Source organism: Brevundimonas sp., assembly GCF_044239655.1.
In the GTDB taxonomy this organism is placed as follows: domain Bacteria; phylum Pseudomonadota; class Alphaproteobacteria; order Caulobacterales; family Caulobacteraceae; genus Brevundimonas.
This window is the reverse complement of record NZ_JBIIAY010000007.1, coordinates 1-20,906: the sequence shown is the minus strand read 5'-3', so window position 1 is coordinate 20,906 and position 20,906 is coordinate 1. Positions and strand designations below refer to the sequence as shown.

The window sequence follows — 20,906 nt, the reverse complement described above, 5'->3', positions numbered from 1 at the left end:
AATCAGTCTGGTGATGGTGGGTGTCCTCAAAAAAGAGCACAGCCTGAGAGAACGCCGATTGGGTTAACGCAGCGCTAACGCCGTCAGGCCGAATCCGGGAACCAGGCGTGCTGTACCGCTCCGCCCGGCGTGTTCCAGGACACAATACGCCCACCGGGGGCTCTTTCCACGGAGAACGAGGCCGCGATGCCAGTCTGCGGCGTCGGGATAGAGTAGGCCCGGTCCGCGACCACGACGACCCGCGAACCGGATGCCAGAGGAAGGACCCAGCGCCCATCCCTATTTGGCTGGATTTCGACCGGGCTTCCGTCGGTCGTCACCTCGGTTGGCCCCTGAGCGGCGGCACGCCCGGATGCGAGCAGGTTTCGCCCATCGCCGTCGATCACGTCCAGCGGTCCTGCCTGATCGAGTCTGAGACTGGGCCCTCCGGGGGTCAGCAGGGCGATGGGTCCCCCGATGTCCGCACTGACCAGCAGTCGGTAAGGCGCAGGCGTCGCGTCCTGACCGGTCTGGGTCTCGACCATGAACAGGGCGGCCTCCCGGGGAGCGTCGATACGGACCGTGAACCGCCCGCTGGCGTCGGCGCTGGTGGCATAGGCGATCCCGCCCGGGCCGCGCACGACCACCCTCCCGTCCGGCGCGGCGCGGCCGCCCAGCATCAGGCTGCCCTCGCGCCGTTCAAAGCTTTCCACCTGAGGCGTCATGACCCAGGTCGAGGCCTCGGCGGCGGCTGAGTTCGGCGCGCTTTGCGGCGCGGTACAGGCCGCCGTCGTCGCCAGGACAACGCCGATGACCAACCCTGTGACTCGCCTCGACAACAGATTCGCCCGTTTCATCCCGCTCGCCGGCCCTATAGGACTGTCGCCCCAGATAGACCGTCGCGCGGCGGCCTGTCTCGCATTTCCGTCCGAGGCCCCATGTCTGTTCTCTCCGCGACCGTCGCCCCCTACGAGGGCCGTTCCGTCTGTCTGTTCTGCGCGTCGTCCGACGGCGCGGACCCGGCCTATCTTGAGGCCGCGCGTGAGTTCGGTGCCGCCACGGCCCGTGTCGGCTGGCGGCTGGTCTATGGCGGCGGCGGCGTCGGCCTGATGGGGGCCTCGGCGCGCGCAGCCCATGCGGCGGACGGCCGCGTCGTGGGTATCATGCCCGGCTTCCTGCGCAGCCGCGAACGCCTGTTCGACGAGGTCGAGACCGTGGTCGTCACCTCCATGCACGAGCGCAAACAGCTGATGTACGACAACTCGGACGCCTTCGTGGTGGCACCAGGCGGCGTCGGAACGCTGGAAGAGGTCGTCGAGTTGCTGTCCTGGAAGCGGCTGGACCTGCATGCCAAGCCGATCATCTTTCTCAACATCAAGGGCTTCTGGGACACCTTCTTCACCCTGGTCGAGCACAGCGTGGCAGAGGGGATGACGCCCGCATCCTTCCTCCAGGCCTACTCGGTCTGTGACACGGTCGAAGAGGCTATCGCCCTGATGCAGCAGGACCACGATGGCCCCGTGTTGCGGTTTGATCCCAGATAGGTGATCATCGATCACTTATTGTCGCAGTGCAGCGAAAACGGCTTGACAGTTTTCTAACGAAACTGACAGTGACGCATCGGATGCGCATCGTGCGGCTCCGAACGCCATACGGAGACCTCCCATGCGCGCACTCGCTCTTGCCGCCGCCCTGATGCTGGCCGGCACCGCCCCCGCCTTTGCCCAGTCCAACGCGTCCAGCTTCACGGTCCAGAACGTCGCCTTCACGCCCAGCGCCCCGGTAATCATCGACGGCACCAACTGGCGCTGCGGGACCAACAACGTCTGCGTCGGCACCGGTGTCGGTGCGAACCAGCCCGCCACGCGGGCCTGTCGCCGCGTCGTCGCCAAGGTGGGCGTGGCCCTGGCCAGCTTCACCTACAAGGGCGTGACTCTGACGGACGCCCAACTGGCGACCTGCAACACCGCCGCCGCCTGATCGCTTGATCAGACTGAGATGAGGGCCGGACGGGCGACCGTCCGGCCCTTTTTCGTATTCAGGCGACCCCGCCCTTTAGCCGCTGCACCATCCGTTCGCGCCCGATCAGGGGAATGATGGTCGCCATGTCCGGCCCGTGTGCCTGCCCCGTCAGGATCAGCCGCAGTGGCATGAACAGGGTCTTGCCCTTGGCCCCGGTCGCCTCCTTGACGGCCGAGGTCCAGGCCGACCAGGCCGTCTCGTCGATCACGGCCGGCAGCAACCCCAGCGCCGCCTCGGCGAATGCCGCATCCTCGATCACCGGCGTCACCGGCCCCTGGACGATCCGCGCCTGATCGACCACGTCGCCGAACTTGACCAGGTTCGGCCGGACGGCATTCCAGAAGGTCTCGCCCAGGTCGACGCCCAAGGCTGCCAGCCTCTCCTGCGCGGCCGAATACGGCATGGCGTGCAGGGCCTGGGCGTTCAGCCGGTCCAGATCCGCCGTGTCGTACCGCGCCGGAGACCGGCCCATCTTGGTGAAGGCGAAGGCCTCCCCAAGCGCTTCAACCGAGGCCCCCACCTCGAGCGGATCGGACGTACCGATCCGGCCCAGATGGCTGGTGATTGCGATCGGCTCATAGCCCTGCTCGCGCATTTCGGCGATCGACAGTGACCCCAGCCGCTTGGACAGGGCCTGACCGTCGGCACCGACCAGCAGCGGCATGTGCGCAAAGCCAGGCGTGGGCCCACCGAGCGCCTCGAAGATCTCGATCTGGGCCCCGGTGTTGGTGACATGGTCCTCGCCCCGGATCACATGGGTGATGCCCATATCGATGTCGTCCACCACCGACGGCAGGGTGTAGAGGAACAGCCCGTCTTCGCGGATCAGCACCGGATCGGACATCGAGGTCGTGTCCACCTCGGCATGACCGCGCGCCAGATCCTCCCAGGCGACACGGCGGCCCTCCAGCTTGAACCGCCAGTGGGGCTTGCGGCCCTCGGCCTCGAACGCGGCCCTGTCGGCGTCGGTCAGATCGAGCGCTGCGCGGTCGTAGATGGGCGGCAGGCCGCGCGCCAGTTGCACCTTGCGCCGCCGGTCCAGCTCCTCGCCGGTCTCGTAACAGGGATAGAGCCGCCCGGCCGCCTTCAGACGCTCGGCCGCCTCCTCATAACGATCGAACCGTTTGGACTGATTATAGCGCTCGTCCCAGACCAACCCCAGCCAGGTCAGGTCATCCTCAATCCCCTGCTCGAACGCGGCCGTGGAGCGCGCCAGATCGGTGTCGTCGATCCTCAGCACGAACGCGCCCCCCTGCCCTTTCGCAAACATCCAGTTGACCAGGGCGGTCCGCACGTTGCCGACGTGCAATTTCCCGGTCGGCGACGGGGCGAAACGGACCTTGACGGGCGAGTTGGCGGACATGACGGGCGACCTCGAAAGCGAGGCGCGTAGGTCGGTTACAGGGGTGGCGAAGTCAAGGCGCAGGTTGGACGGATGGTACCGTCATGATAGACTACTGTTTGTCATGAACGCACCTGTCCAGATCCGAAAGCCCGAAGTTGCCGAGCGGCTGAGAAGCATGGCGCGCCTCGAGGGCAAGTCCATCACCGAGCTGGTCGAGGAAATGGTCCGGGAACGCGACGAACGGCTGACCTCCGCGCGCGAGGCCGACATCGCCGAACGTCGCCGTGGCGTCGAGGAGGCGGTTCGTCGCTTCAACGCCCTGCCGATCGTCGGGCCCCTGCTTGCGGACGATGACCTCTATGACGAAGACGGCCTGCCGAAGTGATAGCCGTAGACGCGTCTGCCTTGGTGGCCATTCTGCTTGAAGAACCCGAGGCGATCTCGTTTCGCGAGTTCCTTTTGGCTCAATCCGACCTCGTGCTTTCGCCGATCGGATACTGGGAGGCGACGACCCGACTACGAAGTCTGCGGGGAGATTCTGGCGTTGCCGAGTTGCAGTCGGTTATCCACGACCTTCGTATCCGGGTGGTGCCCGCGACCTGGGAGACGGCCAGACTGGCTTGCGATGCCGAAGCGACCTTTGGCAAACGGACGTCCGCGAAGCTCAATCTCGGTGACTGCTTCGCCTATGCCTTGGCAAAGGAGACTGCCTCGCCGCTTTTGTTCAAGGGCAATGATTTCAGCGAAACAGACGTGATCCCAGCCATTCCTGCCATGACCGCCTGACGATCAATCGTCCCGGTGAACCCGCTCACGGCGTTCGTGGCGCTCCTGGGCCTCGACGGACAGGGTCGCGGTCGGGCGGGCTTCAAGCCGACCCAGGCCGATCGGTTCACCGGTGTCCTCACAGTAGCCGTATGAGCCGTCCTCGATCCGACGCAGGGCATCTTCGATCTTGGAGATCAGCTTGCGCTGTCGGTCGCGGGTCCGCAGCTCCAGCGCCCGGTCGGAGGCCGAGGACGCGCGGTCCAGCAGATCCGGATGGTTCTCCGTCTCGGCCTTCAGATTGACCACCGTGCCCTTGGACTCGCGCAGGATGTCGTCCCGCCACGCCATCAGCTTGTGTTTGAAATAGGCCAGTTGCCGTTCGTTCATGAACGGCTCGTCGTCGGAGGGTCGATAGGCGACCGGTTCCGGAACAACGACAGAGGCAACTGCGGTCATCGCACTCACACTCATACTAAACACCCCCCTGCGGCGTCGTCCTGCCTATAGGCAGATGACAGAGTCGGAGCAACACAGGTCGCGCGTCCGTGATCGCCGTTTGGTTGTCCGTGGTGTTGGCGTGACATTTCTTCATCACCGACGGTGGTAGCAGGCGAAATAACCCAGCGATTCGACGGATTTATGCTGCACTGCGGCGAACTTCCGCCTTGGCGAGCTCTACCGCAGCGCGCAGGTCGATCTGGTTCAACAGGTCTGTCAACCCGGGTTCGTCGTCGTCGGTCCGGGCCTCGCGCAAGTCCCGACCAAGCCGTTCCAGCGCCCCCTCGCCGGCCTCACCCGACAGCAGGGCGATCTTGAGCTCGTCCAGCCGGTCGAGCAGGCCACCGCCGCGCCGGATGGCTCGACGCCGGCGTTCGGTCGCGGTTTCGACCCCTTGCAAGGCCATCAGGGCCGACAAACCGGCGACATTGGTCGTGGCCGAGGCTGCGGGCGCGGCCGTCGGCGCAGAGGTGCCAGCCGTCGATCCCAGGCTGAAACCGCCTGTCGAACGCGCTGCACGAGACGGCGTCGAGGTCGTCGGGGCCGATGGGCCGGTCACCTTCATGAAAGCACGCTCCGGGACATGCGCAACCCTCGCCGGGGACCGTCACTGTTTGGTTAACGGCCAGGCAGGTTTTGCCGCCTCGGCACCCGGCCAAATCATCAATGCTCTGTAAGATAAACACATTTTCTGCGGCACGACTTTCGCAACGCACGCAATGTCAGTCCTCCAGGATCGCCGCCCGATGCAGAAGTTGCTTACCCGCCTGATCGCTCCCCTCGCCGTCCTGGCGATGGTGGCCTGCGCCGGCGGGGCGCTTGCCCAGTCCCGCATCAAGGACATTGCCTCGGTCGAGGGCGTGCGGACGAACCAGCTGGTCGGATACGGTCTTGTCGTCGGACTGAACGGGACCGGCGATTCGCTCAGGAACGCCCCCTTTACCCGCCAGTCTCTGGAAGGGATGACCGAGCGGCTCGGCGTCAATATCCGCGGCGCCAACGCCAACACCAAGAACACCGCCGCCGTCCTCGTCACCGCCGAACTGCCGCCCTTCGCTACACCCGGCGCGCGCATTGACGTCGCCGTGGCCAGTCTGGGCGACGCCAAGAGCCTGCTGGGTGGCACACTGATCGTCACCAGTCTGCAAGGTGCCGACGGCCAGGTCTATGCGGTGGCGCAAGGATCCGTACAGACTGGCTCGGTCTCCGGCTCCGGCGGTTCGGGATCCTCCGTCACGCGTGGCGTGCCGACCGCAGGCCGCATCGCCTCGGGGGCCACGGTCGAGGCCGAGACCGGTTTCAACCTGGACGGCATGGCCGAGGTCCGCCTGACCCTGCGCAATCCCGACTTCACCACGGCCCAGCGCGTCGCCGCCGCCATCAACCAGACCTATCCCGGCACCGCCCTGGCCGAGAACGGCTCGGTCATCGCCCTGCGCGCCCCGGCCCAACTGGGCATGGCCGGCTTCATCAGCCGCGTCGAGAACCTGCCTGTCACCGTCGACGTGCCGGCCAAGGTCATCATCGACGAGGTCAACGGCGTCATCGTCATGGGCGAGGCGGTCCGCGTCTCAACCGTCGCGATCGCGCAGGGCAACCTGACCATCTCGGTCCAGGAAAGCCCCCAGGTCAGCCAGCCGGCCCCCTTCAGCCAGGGCCAGACCGCCGTCGTCCCCCAGTCCGATGTCACGGTCGAGGAGGAACTCGGCCGCGAGATCAGGCTCGTGAACGGCGGAACCTCGCTCTCCACACTGGTCAACGGCCTGAACGCCCTGGGTGTCTCGCCGCGCGACATGATCTCCATCCTGCAAGCCATCAAGGCCGCCGGGGCCCTCCAGGCCGAAATCGAGGTGATGTGATGATTGAAGTCGCGTCTCCACTCGCCGCCATCGCACCGACACCGGCCCAGCTGGCCCAGACCGCCCGAATGCGTCGCACCGCGGAGGATTTCGAGACCAGCTTCATGTCCCAGATGATGAAGCCGATGTTCGAGGGCCTGTCGACCGACGGGATGTTCGGTGGCGGCGAGGCCGAGGCCACCTGGCGCAGCTTCCTGATCGACGCCATGGCCAAACAGACCGTCAAGGCCGGCGGCATCGGCCTGACCGACACCGTCATGGCCGAAATGATCAAGATGCAGGAGCAGGGTCAGTGAACGCTTCGGACCCCATAACCGCCACTGCCCACGCTCGCCGCCTAGTCGCCCTGACCGAGCGCCTGACCGACCGGCTCGAGGCCGAGACCCGCGCCTTCGCCGAACGACGACCCGGCGACGTCGTGGCCAGCCTGCCCGAGACCCAGGACCTGACCAATCAGTATCGCCGCGAGTCCGCCCAACTGAAGGCCGCGCCCGGCCTGATGTCGCAAGCCCCGAGCAGCGAACGCATGGCCTTGATCCGCGCCACCGAACGGTTCGAAGCCGTCCTCGCCAAACACGCCCGCGCGGTCGAGGCGGCCCGCATCATCTCCGAAGGCCTGATCCAGACGATCGCCGCCGAGGTGGCCGGGGCCCGCGCCATGGGGACCGGCTACGGTGCCTCTGGACGGGCCTATCAGGGTGATGGCCGCGCCATCACATTGAACCGCAGCGCCTGACGTCCATGCGGTGGATCGAGCCCGGCAAACCAGCCGGTTAACCCTTCTGGACGGCGAAGCCTAAACCTTTTGTGGGTTAGATTTCGAGAATGCAGCTCCGCCACCGCCTTCTGGGTTTCGCCTTCGCATCGGGCGATCTGCTGATCGAGATGCAGCCGGACGGGGCCGTCACGTTCGCGCTTGGGGCCGGCCCGACCAGCAATGTAACCCCGGCCAGCCTTCATGGCCGCCCGTTCGACGCCCTGATCGTACACCGACCCGAAGCGGTCGGAGCCGCGCTTTCCGCCCTGGAACCCGGGGGTCGGCTCGCCCCGATGGAAATCCTCATGGCGTGCGGCGAAGGCAGGGTCCGTCGCGCGACCCTGGCCGCCTTTGTCCTGCCCGATCTCGCCCCAAGCATTTCCTGCTCGATCCGCTACGAAGGCCCAGCCTACACCTTGGCATCGTCCCAGGAAGGCGCGCCTGCCGAGCTGATCGATGCGGAAGCCTTCCTCGCCCGCGCCAGGACGGTCCTGGCCGGCGGTGACCCTGCCAACCTGGCCGTCGCCTTCGTCGATGTCGTCGGCCTGAAGGCGTCAGGTGCGGAGAGCGTGCGAGCCGCCGCCCGGATTGAAGCGGCGCTGCAATCGGCATCTGTTGGCGGCGCGGCGTCACGACTGACGGACGATCGCTACGCCGTGCTGCGCGACCAGAATGACACGCGCGACATCCTTGGCGAGGTCGGGGAACTAGCACGCGACGAAGGCCTGGACGTCGATGTGACCGGCTCTATCGCCGACCTGTCCGGAGCGTCCCCGGTCAACGCCCTTCGGGCCTTGCGCTTCGCGATCCAGAGCTGCCTGGTCGACGGATCCGACAGTCGGCCCGACGAGGCCTTCGACGCCGCCCTTGCCCGCACCTTGCGCGAAGCCGACCAATTCCGCGCCATGGTTCGGGGCCGCGACTTCGCCCTGCATTATCAGCCGATCGTGGCGCTCGACACAGGCGCGGTCCACCATTTCGAGGCCCTGGCCCGCTTCGGTTGGGGCAGCCCTGGCCAAACGATCCAGATGGCCGAGGAACTGGCCCTGATCGAGGGTTTCGACCTCGCCGTCGTTGAAAAGGCTATCCAGCGCCTGCGCCAGCCCGGTTCGGGCCTTCTCAAGATCGCCGTCAATGTTTCGGGTGCTTCTCTGGCCGACGATGCGTACGCCCAACAACTGCTGCGCATGACTGCAGCCGTGCCTCAGGATCGTCGTCGCCTGATCGTCGAGGTCACCGAATCCGCCGCCCTGGCCGACATCGGAGCCGCCAATCGCCGGCTGGGCGCCCTGCGCCAGGCGGGTATCCAGATCTGCATCGACGACTTCGGTGCCGGCGCCGCTTCGTTCGACTATATCCACGGCCTGTCGGTCGACACCGTCAAGATCGACGGCAAGTTTGTCAGGGGGCTGGGATCCGACGCCCGCGCCCGCACCCTGATCGCCCACCTGGTCGAGATGTGCGGATCATTGGACCTGACCACCATCGCCGAGTTCGTGGAGACCCAGGACCAGGCCGACATCCTGCGCGACCTTGGCGTCGACTACGGCCAGGGTTGGCTGTTCGGCAAGGCCGAACCCGAACCCCGCACTGTGCTGTCCGCCGCAACACCTGCGCGACGCCGGGGAACCGTCGAGGCATGGGGCTAAAGGCGCACGACCTCATCCACCCCGAGCGCCTCCACAAACGCAGCATCATGACTGACCACCATCAGGGCACCGTCATAGGCCCGGAGCGCCGCTTCCACCGCCGCGATCGCGTCGAGGTCGAGGTGGTTGGTCGGTTCGTCCAGCACGAGAAGCTGCGCCGGGCGGGCCCCGCCGAGGACGCAGGCCAGGCCTGCCCTCAACCGCTCGCCGCCTGACAGCACCTCGACCCGCTTGTCGCCGGCGACGTTACGGAACAGGAACCGCGCGAGGGCAGCCCGTGCCTCATGATCCGTCGCCTCCGGATTGAGGCGTCGGAACGCCTCAACCAGGGTTTCGCCGGCGTGCAACAGGCAGACATCCTGATCCAGCAGGGCCGCGCGCACCGGCCGCTCGACACGGCCAGACGTCGGCTCCAGCATTCCGACGGCCAGCCTCAGCAGGGTCGTCTTGCCCGCCCCGTTCGGCCCGGTGATCGCCACGCGCCGGGCCCCCGTGATCGACAGGTCGAGCGGCCCGACGATCCGCCGCCCCTGCGGCGTCGCCCAGCCGGCCCCTTCCATCCGCAGCACCGTCCGCCCCGCCGCCAGCCCAGACGGCGGGACCGGGATGGAGAGTGCGCGGACCCGTTCAACTCGTGCTTTAGCTTCCGCCAGGGCGGCCTCGGCCTCCTCCCTTCGCCGCTCGGCCAGCCGACCCTCGCGCGCGCCGGAGCTCTCGGCCCGCTCGGCCATCATGCCCAGGACGATCTTCGGTGCCGACCCCGAGGCGGCAAAGGCTCGCCCGGCCCGGTCACGGCGGGCCTTCTTCTCGACTGCGCGAGCGCCCTCGCGTTGCACCCGGTCAACCTCACGCCCGGCCGAGGCCAGTTCCCGCTCTGCCGCTGCCCGTTCCGCCGCCTTGAGTTCGAGATAGAGATCGTAGTTGCCGCCATAAATCGACGCCCCCAGGCTCGACAGCTCGACGATCCGGTCCATGCGGCGCAGTAGCACCCGATCGTGGCTGACCACGACTGTGCCACCGGTCCAGCGCCCCAGAACCTCCGCGACGATCGCCCGGCCCTCGGCGTCGAGATGGTTCGTCGGCTCATCGAGCAGCAATATGTCCGGCGCGGCGATTAGCAGTCCCGCCAGTCGTACCCGCGTCTGTTCCCCGCCGCTCAAACTGGCCGTCGCGCGCGACAGGTCGAGGCCCGCCAACCCGACCTGCGCCAGAGCATCCTCGATCCGCCCATCAACACCCCAGTCCGCGTCGGCCAGATCCTCGACCGTCCCCTCTCCCGCCAGCACGCGGCTGATCACCGCTGTCGCCTCCGCCACGCCAAGGGTCTCGGCCACCGTCTCGTCAGGTCCCGGATCGACGCGCTGGGCCAGGACGCCGACCGAGCCCGCACGCGCGATTGAACCCTCGGCCGGGGTCTGATCGCCCGCGACCAGCCGCAGCAGCGTGGACTTGCCGACGCCATTGCGCCCGACCACGCCGGTGCGCTCGCCGCTGAAGGCGAGGCTCAGATTGTTGAAGAGTGTGGATCCGTCCGGCGTGCGAACGACGACCCGATCGAGGACAACGCCCGCCTTAGCGGCGGGTACGCCTGTCCTGGATGCGGACCTTGACCCGCTTGGGCTTGGGGAGAGACGAGACATAGAGAACCATCAACATCGCGGATGCGGAAAGGGCGGCGCCGATTTCCAGGGCGATGATCATGGGCTGAAGTCTCCTCGCGGGGATCGCGATGGGTCGAAGATGGCTTCACAGGCCGGCCGATGCAAGCGCAACGGCGGCTGGCCCTGAACACGGCTGTGTGAAAAGGTCCCATGTGGAGGACCCTCATCATGCGCGCTACACCCGTCGCCGCCTGTCTCGTCGTCGCCCTGGTCGCGTCGGCCTGCGCCTCGACAAAAGCCATGGAGGTTCAGCCGACCCGCGGACCCTTCCTGATCAGGCCCGAGGGCGAGATGCCTCCGCCCCAGGCTCGCCACTACGCCGACTGCATCGCCGCTGCGGCGGCGGCGAAAACCTATGTAAAGGAGCCCGGCCAGAACCATCTGCGTTTCACCTGCACTGGTCCGGTCGCCCACGCCTTCTACGATGCCCTTGGTGCGTGGAGCGCCGCACAATTGTCCGAGTATGCTGTGTACGGGCGTACAGAGCGCTACGCTCAAAGACTGGTCCGGGACACTGTGGGCATCGACAGCTGCTCGACTGAGGGCGCCAGCGACTACAGCTGCACGGTGGTGCTCAATGTCGGAGAGTTCCTCTCCGCTGACTGACGCGGCAATGTTCCCACATTGTTCTTGCTGAATCGAGCGGATCAGTCCCCATATAGTGACGTTGCACCGGACCCTTGTCCGGCTCCCTGCGTTTCCCGGACCCATGACCGAAAAGCACAACTTCATCCGCGTGCGCGGCGCGCGCGAGCACAATCTCAAGGGCGTGGATGTCGACATCCCGCGCGAGAAGCTGGTCGTGATGACCGGCCTGTCGGGGTCGGGAAAATCCTCGCTGGCGTTCGACACCATCTATGCGGAGGGCCAGCGGCGTTACGTCGAGAGCTTGAGCGCTTACGCCCGCCAGTTCCTGGAACTGATGGGCAAGCCGGACGTGGATCTGATCGAGGGTCTGTCGCCAGCGATCTCGATCGAACAGAAGACGACCTCCAAGAACCCGCGCTCGACCGTCGGCACGGTGACCGAGATCCATGACTATATGCGCCTGCTTTGGGCGCGGGTCGGTGTCCCCTATTCGCCCGCGACCGGCCTGCCGATCGAGAGCCAGACGATCAGTCAGATGGTCGACAAGCTGGTCGCCCTGCCCGACGGCGAACGCCTGCTGCTGCTGGCTCCCGTCGTCCGGGGCCGCAAGGGGGAATACAAGAAGGAGATGGCCGAGTGGCAACGCTCGGGCTTCCAGCGGCTGAAGATCGACGGTCAGTTCCATGCCATCGAGGACGCGCCGACGCTCGACAAGAAGTTCAAGCACGACATCGACATCGTCGTGGACCGGATCGTCACCAAGGGCGGACTGGAAGCGCGCTACGCCGACTCGATCCAGACGGCGCTCGGTCTCGCCGACGGCATCGCCGTCGCCGAATGGGCCAATGCCGACGAAGGCCAGGAGCCCCGTCGGATCACCTTCTCCGAGAAATTCGCCTGTCCGGTCTCGGGCTTCACGATCAGTGAGATCGAGCCCCGGCTGTTCTCGTTCAACAATCCGTTCGGGGCCTGCCCGGTCTGCGACGGCCTGGGCGTAAAGCTGGCCTTCGACGCAGACCTGGTCATCCCCGACCGCGACAAGACCCTGCACAAGGGTGCCGTCGCCCCGTGGTCTCGCGGGCCGTCACCGCTGTATACCCAGACGCTTCAGGCGCTGGCGCTTCACTATGGCTTCTCGATGGACAAGCCGTGGCGCGACCTGCCGGAGAAGGCCCAGAAGGTCATCCTGAACGGCACGGGCACCGAAAAGATCAAGTTCGTCTATGACGACAATGCCCGCAAATACGAGGTGTCGAAGCCGTTCGAGGGTGTGGTCCCCAACCTCGACCGTCGCTGGCGCGAGACCGACAGCGCCTGGGTCCGCGAGGAACTGGGCCGGTTCCAGTCCGAGACTCCTTGCGATTTCTGCCACGGCAAGCGGCTGAAGCCCGAGGCCCTGGCGGTCAAGATCGACGGCTCCGACATCGCCGACATCTCGACCCTGTCGATCAAGAAGGCCTACGACTGGGTCAGCGCCCTGCCGGAGCAACTGACCGACAAGCAGATGGAGATCGGCCGGCGCATCCTGAAGGAAATCGGCGACCGCCTGCGGTTCCTGAACAACGTCGGCCTCGACTACCTGTCCCTCTCCCGCGCCTCAGGCACCCTGTCCGGCGGCGAAAGCCAGCGGATCCGGCTGGCGTCACAGATCGGCTCGGGCCTGACCGGGGTGCTGTATGTGCTCGATGAGCCGTCGATCGGCCTGCACCAGCGCGACAACACCCGACTGCTGGAAAGCCTGCGCGGCCTGCGCGACCTCGGCAACTCCGTCCTCGTGGTCGAGCATGACGAGGAGGCGATCCTGACCGCCGACTATGTCATCGACATGGGCCCGGCCGCCGGCGTTCACGGCGGCGAGATCTGTGCCGAGGGCACGCCCGAAGAGGTCATGGCCAACCCCAAATCCCTGACCGGCAAATACCTGACCGGCGAGCGCGAGATCGAACTGCCCGCTGACGGCCGTCGCCCGGTCGACAAGAAGAAGATGCTGAAGATCAGCGGCGCGACCGGCAACAATCTGAAATCCGTGACCGGTGCCGTGCCCGTCGGCCTGTTCACCTGCGTCACCGGCGTGTCCGGCGGCGGCAAGTCGACCTTCACCATCGAGACCCTGTACAAGGCGGCCGCGCGCCGGCTGCACAACGCCTCGGACGCCCCCGCAAACTACGACCGCATCGAGGGGCTGGAGCATTTCGACAAGGTCATCGACATCGACCAGTCGCCGATTGGCCGCACCCCGCGCTCGAACCCGGCGACCTATACCGGGGCCTTCGGTCCCATTCGCGACTGGTACGCCGGCCTCCCTGAATCCAAGGCTCGCGGTTACGGGCCGGGTCGGTTCAGCTTCAACGTCAAGGGCGGGCGCTGCGAGGCCTGTCAGGGCGACGGGCTGATCAAGATCGAGATGCACTTCCTGCCCGACGTCTATGTCACCTGCGACATCTGCAAGGGCAAACGCTACAACCGCGAGACCCTGGAGATCGTCTTCAAGGGCAAGTCGATCAGCGATGTCCTCGACATGACCGTCGAGGAGGCCGGGCATTTCTTCAAGGCCGTGCCGCCGATCCGCGACAAGATGCTGACCCTGTCACGCGTCGGCCTGGACTACGTGAAGGTCGGACAGTCGGCGACGACCCTGTCGGGCGGTGAGGCCCAGCGGGTCAAGCTGTCCAAGGAGCTGTCGAAACGGGCCACCGGTAAGACCCTGTATATCCTCGACGAGCCCACCACCGGTCTGCATTTCGAGGACACGAGGAAGCTGCTGGAGGTGCTTCAGGAACTGGTCGACAGCGGCAACACCATCGTGGTGATCGAGCACAATCTGGATGTGATCAAGGTTGCCGACTACCTGCTCGACTTCGGACCTGAGGGCGGCGACGGCGGTGGCGAGATCGTCGCGGTCGGCACACCTGAACAGGTCGCCATGAACGACGCCAGCTGGACCGGAAAATACCTGAAAGAGGTGCTCGATCGCCACGAGACCCGGCGAAAGGCCCGCGTCGCCGCACTCACGGCATCGGTCGAGAAGCCAGCCAGGGCGAAGAAAAAGGTCGAGGCGAGCTGACCGGCGTCAGCTCGCCTCGACGCCCTTGATCTGGCGATAGGCCTCGGCGAACGGCGCATACAGAATGGCAAGCTGCAACGCCGACAGTATGGCGTTGACGACGCCGGTGGCGATCAGCGCCGGCGCCAGCTTCGTCAGGATCTCGATGGTCGACAGCCCCTCGACCGTCTCAAGCTGGGCCACCAGGGGTCCGCCTGTCAGAAGCGCGATGGGCATGGAGATCAGCCCGCCGAGGACCGCCACCACGATCGACATGATACCGGCCAGCAGCGCCATCCCCAGCAGCGGCCAGAACCGGCCTTTGGTCACCGGCATCGAGCCAAACAGGGTGAACCGGCCTTCCGCCACGATGATCGGCACGGTCAGGCTGAGCCGCACAATCAGCCAGATCAACGCCAGAAATCCGATCAGCCCGACCAGCACACAGGCCAACCATGCCCAACCCTGGCCGCTGGAATGGGCATAGACGCCCAACCCCACACAGACCCCGCCGACGACCGCATAATAGACCATCAGCAGCAGGAACTGGACGACCATGGCCCCGAGCACCCGGAACTCGTCGATGCCGAGCCGCAGATAGCCCAGGGCGCTGTCCTTGGGCCGCACCACCGCCCGCGCGATCGCCGTACTCAGGACGGTGCCGAGAAGGATCGACAGCGGCCAGGCGACCCCGAAGATCGTACCATAGGCCCCCATGATCGGGGCGAAGTCCGTCATCGTGGGGGAACCGCCCGCCTGTTCCAGCGCCTCGATCTGGGTCATCACCGAAATGAATGAGTGCCCGACCAGCAGGAAGCCCACGGCGAAGAAGACCACATAGGCCAGGGCCCAGGCCAGGACCGACAAGGGTCGCCGGCGCACGATCCGAAACCCCTCGAACGCCGCATCGCTCGCTGAAAACGCCATGATTGTTCCCCTTGCCCTGCTTCACACTAGGGCCAAACCGGACCGGTTGTCAGCCTTGCCGTGAATGATCGCCATCCAGGGCGCGATAGACCGCCATGAAGGGGGCCGAGACGATGACCATGCTCAGCGTCATGGCGACAGCTCCGACGATCACCAACCCGAGACCCGAGACGGTAGTGAGGGGCGACATCTCTGTGAACCCGCCAGCAGCCTCGCTGAACGGCAGGGCCACGATCGAAAGAAGCAGTGTCACGACAATCCCCATCACGCCCGCCATGATGGCCAGGCCGAGCAGACGCCAGAACAGTCCGCGAGTTCCCCGCCAGGCCCCCGAGATATCGATCGTTCCGGTCACGAAGGATGCAGGCGCCTGCAGCACCAGCCGCACAGAGACATAGATGCTCGCCAGCATCGCAACGGCTTCAGCCGCACTCCCGAGAACACCCAGCCCGCCCATCGAGAGCAGGCCGTTCAGCAACGCACCCGCCTGGTCGAGAACCAGCGAGATGAACAACAGGATCGCCAGTACGCCCAACACGCGCAACTCGTCCCGCCCCAGGCGCAAAAATCCAAACCGGTCGCGGCTGTCGGAAGCCATCGCGCGATAAAGCGCGGGCAGCAGGATGGCCCGGCTGACGAGGTACAGCGGGATCACGGCGATCATGGCCCGCAGGATCCGCATTTGAAGTTCGGTCGACGGCTGGGCGCCACTGATCATCGAGGCCTTGAATTCACTCATGCCAGGGCTGAGGATCGGCAGGGCGGTCAACCCCATGGCTCCGAGGACCAGGACGCTGACCCCGACCCAGGCCAGTACCGCCCTGGGGTGCTGACGGGTGACCCGAAAGCCTTCAAACGCCGCTTCGCCTGCCGAGAATTTCATTTGCGGCCTCTAGCATGGGTCGCCGACCGGGGCGAAGGCCCTAAAGCGGGGCCAGATCCTCGCCGGGGCGTTCCAGCCGTCGATAGGCCGCTCCGAGGAACGATGCCGTCAGGGGAGCCTGGACGACTGCCAGCACGACGATCCCGCCGATCACGGCCACCGGCCCGCTGACAGCCCCCACGACCATCAGGACCAGCCACAGGGTCTTCGGCATCTCGACGAGCAGCAACCCGACGAACAGCGGCAGCATCGACCCGTTGGTCAGGCGGGTGACCGTCAGCGACGTCATCCGCCCGCGCCCTACCGTCGCCTGGGCAAAGAGCGACAGCCGCAGCCCAAGCAGCACCGGGGCACCCAGCACGATCACCCCGACGATGGCCAGCAACACCCGCTTCCACAACGGCCCCGCCCCGGCCCAGTCGCGCGCCCGGATCGCCTCGGCGTCCAGCCCCGCTCCGCCGAACAGGGCCAGGGCCACCAGCGCCAGCAACGACAGGATGATGGTCATGAACAGCGCGCACAGCAGGGTCGCCCCCGCCAGCCGTGCCTCGGTCCGCGTCAGCTGGAACCCGAACGGCCCCAGGCCCAGCACCCTGCCACCCGCCAGATCCCGCGCCACCCCGATCCGCGTCACTGCCCCGAACGCGACCAGCGACGCCGTCACCAGCCACACCCAGCAGACCGCCCGCATCGGCCCGGCCAGCGGGACGACGGCCAGCACCACGGCCGCCAGCACCGCGATCCCGATCGCCCCGCCCGCGCCCCGCCACATCTCGGGAACCCGGCGCAGGGTCTCGGCCAGGGTCTCGCGCAATATCAGTTTCTGGCTCAGCCGCTCGGTCATGCCCCTTCCGTAACGACGCACCCCGCCCGGCGCCAGCATACGGAGGCTGACGATTGCGCCCCAAGGCCCTAGAAGGCCCCGATGAACCCTACTGAACTGAAACCCATCCACGTCATTGGCGGCGGCCTCGCCGGATCCGAGGCCGCCTGGCAGATCGCCCAGGCCGGCGTGCCCGTCATCCTGCACGAGATGCGCGGCGTGCCCGGCGTCAGGACCGATGCCCACCACACCGACGGCCTGGCCGAACTGGTCTGTTCCAACTCCTTCCGGTCGGACGACTGGGAGCACAATGCGGTGGGCCTGCTGCACGCAGAGATGCGCGAACTCGGCTCGATCATCATGGCCAGCGCCCATGACCATCAGGTGCCCGCCGGCGGTGCCCTGGCCGTCGACCGCGAAGGCTTCTCGCAGAAGGTGACGGCGACGCTACAGGCCCACCCGCTGGTCACCATCGAACGCGAGGAAATCGCCGGCCTGCCACCCGAGGATTGGGATAGCGTCATTGTGGCCACCGGCCCCCTGACCTCCCCCGCCCTGGCCGAGGCGATCCTGACGCTGACCGGCGAGGAGTCCCTGAGCTTCTTCGATGCCATCGCCCCTATCGTCCACGCCGAGTCGATCGACTTCGACATCGCCTGGCGGCAGTCGCGCTATGACAAGGAGGGGCCGGGCGGAGACGCTGCGGCCTACGTCAACTGCCCGATGAACAAGGGCGAGTACGAGGCCTTCATCGACGCCCTGAGCACCGGCCCCAAGGCCGAGTCCAAGGAGTGGGAGAACGTCCCCTATTTCGACGGCTGCCTGCCCATCGAAGTCATGGCCGAGCGCGGTCGCGAGACCCTGCGCCACGGCCCGATGAAGCCCGTTGGCCTGACCAACCCGCGCGACCCGCTGGTCAAGGCCCACGCCATCGTCCAGCTGCGTCAGGACAATGCGCTCGGCACATTGTTCAACATCGTCGGCTTTCAGACCAAGCTGAAACACGGGGCCCAGGCGGAGACCTTCCGCATGATCCCGGGGCTTCAGAACGCCCAGTTCGCGCGGCTGGGTGGCTTGCACCGCAACACCTATCTGAACAGCCCGCATCTGCTGGATCGCCAGTTACGGATGAAATCCATGCCCCGACTGCGCTTCGCGGGTCAGGTCACCGGCGTCGAGGGCTATGTCGAGAGCGCCGCCACGGGCCTGCTGGCCGGACGCTTGGCTGCCGCCGAGCGCCTTGGAAAGCCGCTGGATGCCCCTGCCGCCCACACCGCCATCGGTGCCCTGGTCGAGCACATCACCGGGGGTCATTTGACGGGCTCGAAATTCCAGCCGATGAACATCAACTACGGCCTGCTGCCGCCCCTCGACACGCCCAAGGTCGACGAGGCCGGCAAGAAGATCCCGCTGAAGGAACGCGGCCGCGCCAAGAAGCGGTTGATGAGCATCCGGGCCATCGAGGCGCTCAAGCAGTGGCGTGACGCGGCCTGACATGGAGTTCGCCAAGGTCGCCATCCGTCGCCGGATCAACGAACTGTTCAACGACTATGAGCGGGGCGAGCGACCCGCCCTGCGCCGCGCCGACGCCCTGTTCCCCGCCGACTCCGTCGCCTGGCGGGTCAACGGCGACATCGTCACCATGATGATCGGCGGGGTGTCCGGCCTGTTGCTTCAGATGCTGCATCCGGCGGTGCTGGCCGGCGTCTGGGACCATTCCGACTTCCGCGCCGACATGCACGGCCGCCTGCGCCGAACGGCCAAGTTCATCGCCGTCACCACCTATGACCACGCCCCTTCGGGTCAGGCAGCGATCGACAAGGTGCGCTCGATCCACGACAGGCTCTCCGGTACGACGGCCGACGGCACCCCCTATCGCGTCAGCGACCCGGCCCTGCTGGCCTGGGTCCATGTTACGGAGACGACCAGCTTCCTCGACGCCTGGGTCCGCTATGGCCAGCCCGGCATGTCGATGGCGGACCAGGACGCCTATCTGGCCGAGATGGCCCGCATCGGTCGGGCGCTGGGGGCCGATCCCGTCCCCACCGACCGCGCCTCGGCCGAGGCCCTGATCCAGTCGATGCGGCCGCAACTGAAGGCCGATGCCCGCACCCGCGAGGTCGCCGCCCTGGTCATGCGCCAGAAGGTCGGCGGCCTGGCCGAGGACCGAGCCGCGGAGTTGATCATGGCGGCGGGTGCCGACCTCTTGCCCGACTGGGCTCGTCGGATGCATGGCCTGCCGCCCGCCTCGCCCATCACCCGCGCCGGAGCCCGCACGATGCAGCGCACCCTGGACTGGGTCTATACCGGCTCCCCCAACCGCCGGGTCTGGCCGGAAGACGTCCTGGCATGGCCCACGGGCGCTCCGCGCTAGATTCGTCCGGTCAGGTTCGCCCAAACCAGCCGCAGCCGCTTGCCGCCTTCGCCCTGCGACGGGTCCGACAGCGCCGCATGGGCCACCGCCGGAAATGCACCGGTCGGCAGGCCCTTGAGCGCGCGGTTCGCCCTCCCCCGCAGCGCCCGCGCTTCCTCCGATCGCCCGACCTGGATGAGGCCCCAGACCCGCCCGGCCTCGATCACGGCCGCGTCGTGTCCCGGCCCGGCCAGCACATGCACCGCCGCCTGCATCGGCCCGACGTAGAAGGCGTCCAGGTCGTGAGGTTCGCCATGGACCCGACCAATGTGCGCCTCGATGAGCGCCTCTAAGGGGCTGCGCTCCAGCCCCCGTCGCGCCACCACATCCGTCAAGGCCTCCAGCACCGGATGGCCCTTCCTCGGCACGCCGGCGAAGACCCCGTCCAGCTGGTCGCGCCACCAGACATAGCGCATCTCGGCCAGCATCGGCTGGGTCACCCGCGTCGGGATGGCCATCAGTTCGGCTTCGAACGCGTAGAGCGCGATCAAGTCGGCGCGCGCACGCTCATCCGCCACGAACCGGCTGGACAGCCAGCGATCGAGGTCGGCGGCATGGACCTGGTCGTCCAGGCCACCCTCATCGAATGGGGGCGCCGCCTGGTCCAAATCAGCCGAACAGGGTCTGGTACATGGCCATGGAGGTCAGCATGGGCAGGCTGAGCAACAGGTTGGTACGGCTGCCCAGCATGGCGACGCGCGCAGCCTTGGCCTTCTTCTCGTCATCGACCACCACGATGCCGAGCGCCCGCTTCTGGTTCGGCCAGATGATGCCCCAGACGTTGAGGAACATGATGACGGCCAGCCAGACGCCGACGCCCATCAGGGTGAAGCCCTGGTCGCCCTGCACCATCCCGCCCGCAAACCCGAAGCTCAGCACCTCGGCCGCATAGGCATGACCGCGCGTGAACATGACGGCCAGACCCGCCAGCACCGTCGCCAGCGCCGACCAGCGGAACCAGAACAGGGCCTCGGGCGCGATATGTTTGCCGATGGCGGGCTTCAGCTCGGCCGGGATCGACGGCATGACCCGGATCTGGACGAAGTTGAAGTAGTACAGCAGCCCGATCCACAGGATGCCCGCGACGACGTGGACCCATCGCAGCGCCGCCTGCCAGAAGCCCAGGTCGAACCCGCCCGGCGCCACCCGCCCGAACGCGAACATCATCAAGACCGCGAGCGCCACGCTCAGCAGGATCGTCGTGCGAAAGTTCGTCAGCAGATTGGCCATGGATCAAGCCCTCCCCAGGGATTCGGAAAGAGCCAGCCTAGTCCTTCTCCCCTTGCGGGAGAAGGTGGCACGCGGAGCGTGACGGATGAGGGGTGGCTCGGTTTCGACGATGAGGTTGCCGGACGCTGTTCCAACCGTCTGCGTGACCCCTCATCCGTCAGCCTGCGGCTGCCACCTTCTCCCGCAAGGGGAGAAGGAAACCTACGGCCGCGACGCCATCCCCAGCTTCACCGGCTTGGCTTCCTCGCCGATCTCGCCGCGCTTCACGCCCCACAGCAGGATGATCGGCGCGCCGACGTAGATGGACGAATAGGTGCCCACGATGATCCCGAACATCAGGGCCAGGGAGAAGCCGCGCAGGGCCTCGCCGCCCCAGATGGCCAGCGCCGCCAGCACCATGACGGCGGTGACGCCGGTGATGATGGTCCGCGTCAGGGTCTCGTTCAGCGACAGGTCGATCA

The 20,906-nt window shown here is 66.7% G+C and carries 23 protein-coding genes and 1 pseudogene; 12 read left to right on the top strand and 12 right to left on the bottom strand.

Going from position 1 to position 20,906, the window contains the following annotated elements; all coding sequences use genetic code 11:
- Positions 1-83: 83 nt before the first annotated feature.
- On the bottom strand, positions 84-797 hold the full coding sequence (locus tag ACILQR_RS02040; RefSeq protein WP_395649854.1) for a hypothetical protein: 714 nt from the start codon (positions 795-797) through the stop codon (positions 84-86).
- A gap of 120 nt (positions 798-917) precedes the next feature.
- Here ACILQR_RS02040 and ACILQR_RS02035 point away from each other — a divergent pair, with 120 nt between their 5' ends.
- On the top strand, positions 918-1,523 hold the full coding sequence (locus tag ACILQR_RS02035) for a TIGR00730 family Rossman fold protein (protein WP_395649853.1): 606 nt from the start codon (positions 918-920) through the stop codon (positions 1,521-1,523).
- A gap of 121 nt (positions 1,524-1,644) precedes the next feature.
- Positions 1,645-1,959 carry a CC_3452 family protein gene (locus ACILQR_RS02030; protein ID WP_395649852.1) on the top strand — a complete coding sequence of 105 codons (315 nt, stop codon included), beginning with the start codon at positions 1,645-1,647 and terminating at the stop codon, positions 1,957-1,959.
- Positions 1,960-2,017: 58 nt separating this feature from the next.
- Here ACILQR_RS02030 and gltX read toward each other — a convergent pair whose 3' ends face one another.
- Complete coding sequence (gene gltX, locus ACILQR_RS02025) at positions 2,018-3,364, bottom strand: glutamate--tRNA ligase (RefSeq protein WP_395649851.1); 1,347 nt, start codon at positions 3,362-3,364, stop codon at positions 2,018-2,020.
- A 103-nt stretch (positions 3,365-3,467) separates the two neighbouring features.
- Between gltX and ACILQR_RS02020 the strand changes: the two genes are divergently transcribed.
- Both ACILQR_RS02020 and ACILQR_RS02015 read left to right on the top strand, forming a co-directional pair.
- Positions 3,468-3,731, top strand: coding sequence for a type II toxin-antitoxin system VapB family antitoxin (locus ACILQR_RS02020; protein ID WP_395649850.1), 264 nt, complete (start codon positions 3,468-3,470; stop codon positions 3,729-3,731).
- Positions 3,728-4,132 carry a type II toxin-antitoxin system VapC family toxin gene (locus ACILQR_RS02015; RefSeq protein ID WP_395649849.1) on the top strand — a complete coding sequence of 135 codons (405 nt, stop codon included), beginning with the start codon at positions 3,728-3,730 and terminating at the stop codon, positions 4,130-4,132. The genes ACILQR_RS02020 and ACILQR_RS02015 overlap by 4 nt, the downstream gene beginning before the upstream one ends.
- A gap of 3 nt (positions 4,133-4,135) precedes the next feature.
- Here the strand turns inward: ACILQR_RS02015 and dksA are convergent, their stop codons facing one another.
- Both dksA and ACILQR_RS02005 read right to left on the bottom strand, forming a co-directional pair.
- Positions 4,136-4,570 carry an RNA polymerase-binding protein DksA gene (dksA, locus tag ACILQR_RS02010; RefSeq protein WP_271143782.1) on the bottom strand — a complete coding sequence of 145 codons (435 nt, stop codon included), beginning with the start codon at positions 4,568-4,570 and terminating at the stop codon, positions 4,136-4,138.
- 181 nt (positions 4,571-4,751) lie between these two features.
- A complete protein-coding gene (locus ACILQR_RS02005; protein WP_395649848.1) occupies positions 4,752-5,177 on the bottom strand; it encodes a flagellar assembly protein FliX in 426 nt (141 codons plus the stop codon).
- 181 nt (positions 5,178-5,358) lie between these two features.
- On the opposite strand from ACILQR_RS02005, the gene ACILQR_RS02000 reads away from it, so the two are divergent.
- From ACILQR_RS02000 to ACILQR_RS01985, 4 genes are all read left to right on the top strand, one after another.
- Positions 5,359-6,471, top strand: coding sequence for a flagellar basal body P-ring protein FlgI (locus ACILQR_RS02000; protein WP_395649847.1), 1,113 nt, complete (start codon positions 5,359-5,361; stop codon positions 6,469-6,471).
- Positions 6,471-6,767, top strand: a complete 297-nt coding sequence (locus tag ACILQR_RS01995) for a rod-binding protein (RefSeq protein WP_395649846.1) — start codon at positions 6,471-6,473, stop codon at positions 6,765-6,767. The genes ACILQR_RS02000 and ACILQR_RS01995 overlap by 1 nt, the downstream gene beginning before the upstream one ends.
- Positions 6,764-7,207 carry a flagellar basal-body protein FlbY gene (locus tag ACILQR_RS01990; RefSeq protein ID WP_395649845.1) on the top strand — a complete coding sequence of 148 codons (444 nt, stop codon included), beginning with the start codon at positions 6,764-6,766 and terminating at the stop codon, positions 7,205-7,207. The genes ACILQR_RS01995 and ACILQR_RS01990 overlap by 4 nt, the downstream gene beginning before the upstream one ends.
- A gap of 89 nt (positions 7,208-7,296) precedes the next feature.
- Positions 7,297-8,877 (top strand): EAL domain-containing protein, encoded by a 1,581-nt coding sequence (locus ACILQR_RS01985; protein ID WP_395649844.1) that lies wholly within the window; start codon positions 7,297-7,299, stop codon positions 8,875-8,877.
- Here the strand turns inward: ACILQR_RS01985 and ACILQR_RS01980 are convergent.
- Positions 8,874-10,385, bottom strand: coding sequence for an ABC-F family ATP-binding cassette domain-containing protein (locus ACILQR_RS01980; RefSeq protein ID WP_395649877.1), 1,512 nt, complete (start codon positions 10,383-10,385; stop codon positions 8,874-8,876). The two genes, ACILQR_RS01985 and ACILQR_RS01980, sit on opposite strands and share 4 nt — an antisense overlap.
- Positions 10,386-10,449: 64 nt before the next feature.
- A complete protein-coding gene (locus ACILQR_RS01975) occupies positions 10,450-10,578 on the bottom strand; it encodes a hypothetical protein (protein WP_395649878.1) in 129 nt (42 codons plus the stop codon).
- Positions 10,579-10,706: 128 nt separating this feature from the next.
- Between ACILQR_RS01975 and ACILQR_RS01970 the strand changes: the two genes are divergently transcribed.
- Positions 10,707-11,144 (top strand): hypothetical protein, encoded by a 438-nt coding sequence (locus ACILQR_RS01970; RefSeq protein ID WP_395649843.1) that lies wholly within the window; start codon positions 10,707-10,709, stop codon positions 11,142-11,144.
- A gap of 103 nt (positions 11,145-11,247) precedes the next feature.
- Positions 11,248-14,190 carry an excinuclease ABC subunit UvrA gene (gene uvrA, locus ACILQR_RS01965; protein WP_395649842.1) on the top strand — a complete coding sequence of 981 codons (2,943 nt, stop codon included), beginning with the start codon at positions 11,248-11,250 and terminating at the stop codon, positions 14,188-14,190.
- A gap of 6 nt (positions 14,191-14,196) precedes the next feature.
- Here uvrA and ACILQR_RS01960 read toward each other — a convergent pair whose 3' ends face one another.
- From ACILQR_RS01960 to ACILQR_RS01950, 3 genes are all read right to left on the bottom strand, one after another.
- Positions 14,197-15,096 (bottom strand): hypothetical protein, encoded by a 900-nt coding sequence (locus ACILQR_RS01960; RefSeq protein WP_395649841.1) that lies wholly within the window; start codon positions 15,094-15,096, stop codon positions 14,197-14,199.
- 49 nt (positions 15,097-15,145) lie between these two features.
- The gene (locus ACILQR_RS01955; RefSeq protein WP_395649840.1) at positions 15,146-15,865 is read right to left on the bottom strand and encodes a hypothetical protein; all 720 of its coding nucleotides are present in this window, start codon (positions 15,863-15,865) and stop codon (positions 15,146-15,148) included.
- Positions 15,866-16,019: 154 nt separating this feature from the next.
- Complete coding sequence (locus tag ACILQR_RS01950) at positions 16,020-16,823, bottom strand: hypothetical protein (protein WP_395649839.1); 804 nt, start codon at positions 16,821-16,823, stop codon at positions 16,020-16,022.
- A gap of 81 nt (positions 16,824-16,904) precedes the next feature.
- Here ACILQR_RS01950 and trmFO point away from each other — a divergent pair, with 81 nt between their 5' ends.
- Positions 16,905-18,296 carry a methylenetetrahydrofolate--tRNA-(uracil(54)-C(5))-methyltransferase (FADH(2)-oxidizing) TrmFO gene (trmFO, locus tag ACILQR_RS01945; protein WP_395649838.1) on the top strand — a complete coding sequence of 464 codons (1,392 nt, stop codon included), beginning with the start codon at positions 16,905-16,907 and terminating at the stop codon, positions 18,294-18,296.
- A gap of 1 nt (position 18,297) precedes the next feature.
- Positions 18,298-19,176 carry an oxygenase MpaB family protein gene (locus tag ACILQR_RS01940; RefSeq protein ID WP_395649837.1) on the top strand — a complete coding sequence of 293 codons (879 nt, stop codon included), beginning with the start codon at positions 18,298-18,300 and terminating at the stop codon, positions 19,174-19,176.
- On the opposite strand, the gene ACILQR_RS01935 is transcribed toward ACILQR_RS01940, so the two are convergent.
- The 3 genes and pseudogenes from ACILQR_RS01935 to ACILQR_RS01925 all read right to left on the bottom strand — a co-directional run.
- Positions 19,173-19,823, bottom strand: a complete 651-nt coding sequence (locus tag ACILQR_RS01935; RefSeq protein WP_395649836.1) for a squalene/phytoene synthase family protein — start codon at positions 19,821-19,823, stop codon at positions 19,173-19,175. The two genes, ACILQR_RS01940 and ACILQR_RS01935, sit on opposite strands and share 4 nt — an antisense overlap.
- 1 nt (position 19,824) lies before the next feature.
- A complete protein-coding gene (locus ACILQR_RS01930; protein WP_395649835.1) occupies positions 19,825-20,445 on the bottom strand; it encodes a hypothetical protein in 621 nt (206 codons plus the stop codon).
- Between the two features lie 201 nt (positions 20,446-20,646).
- Positions 20,647-20,906 (bottom strand): annotated as a pseudogene (locus ACILQR_RS01925) (protein translocase subunit SecF); the annotation flags it as partial.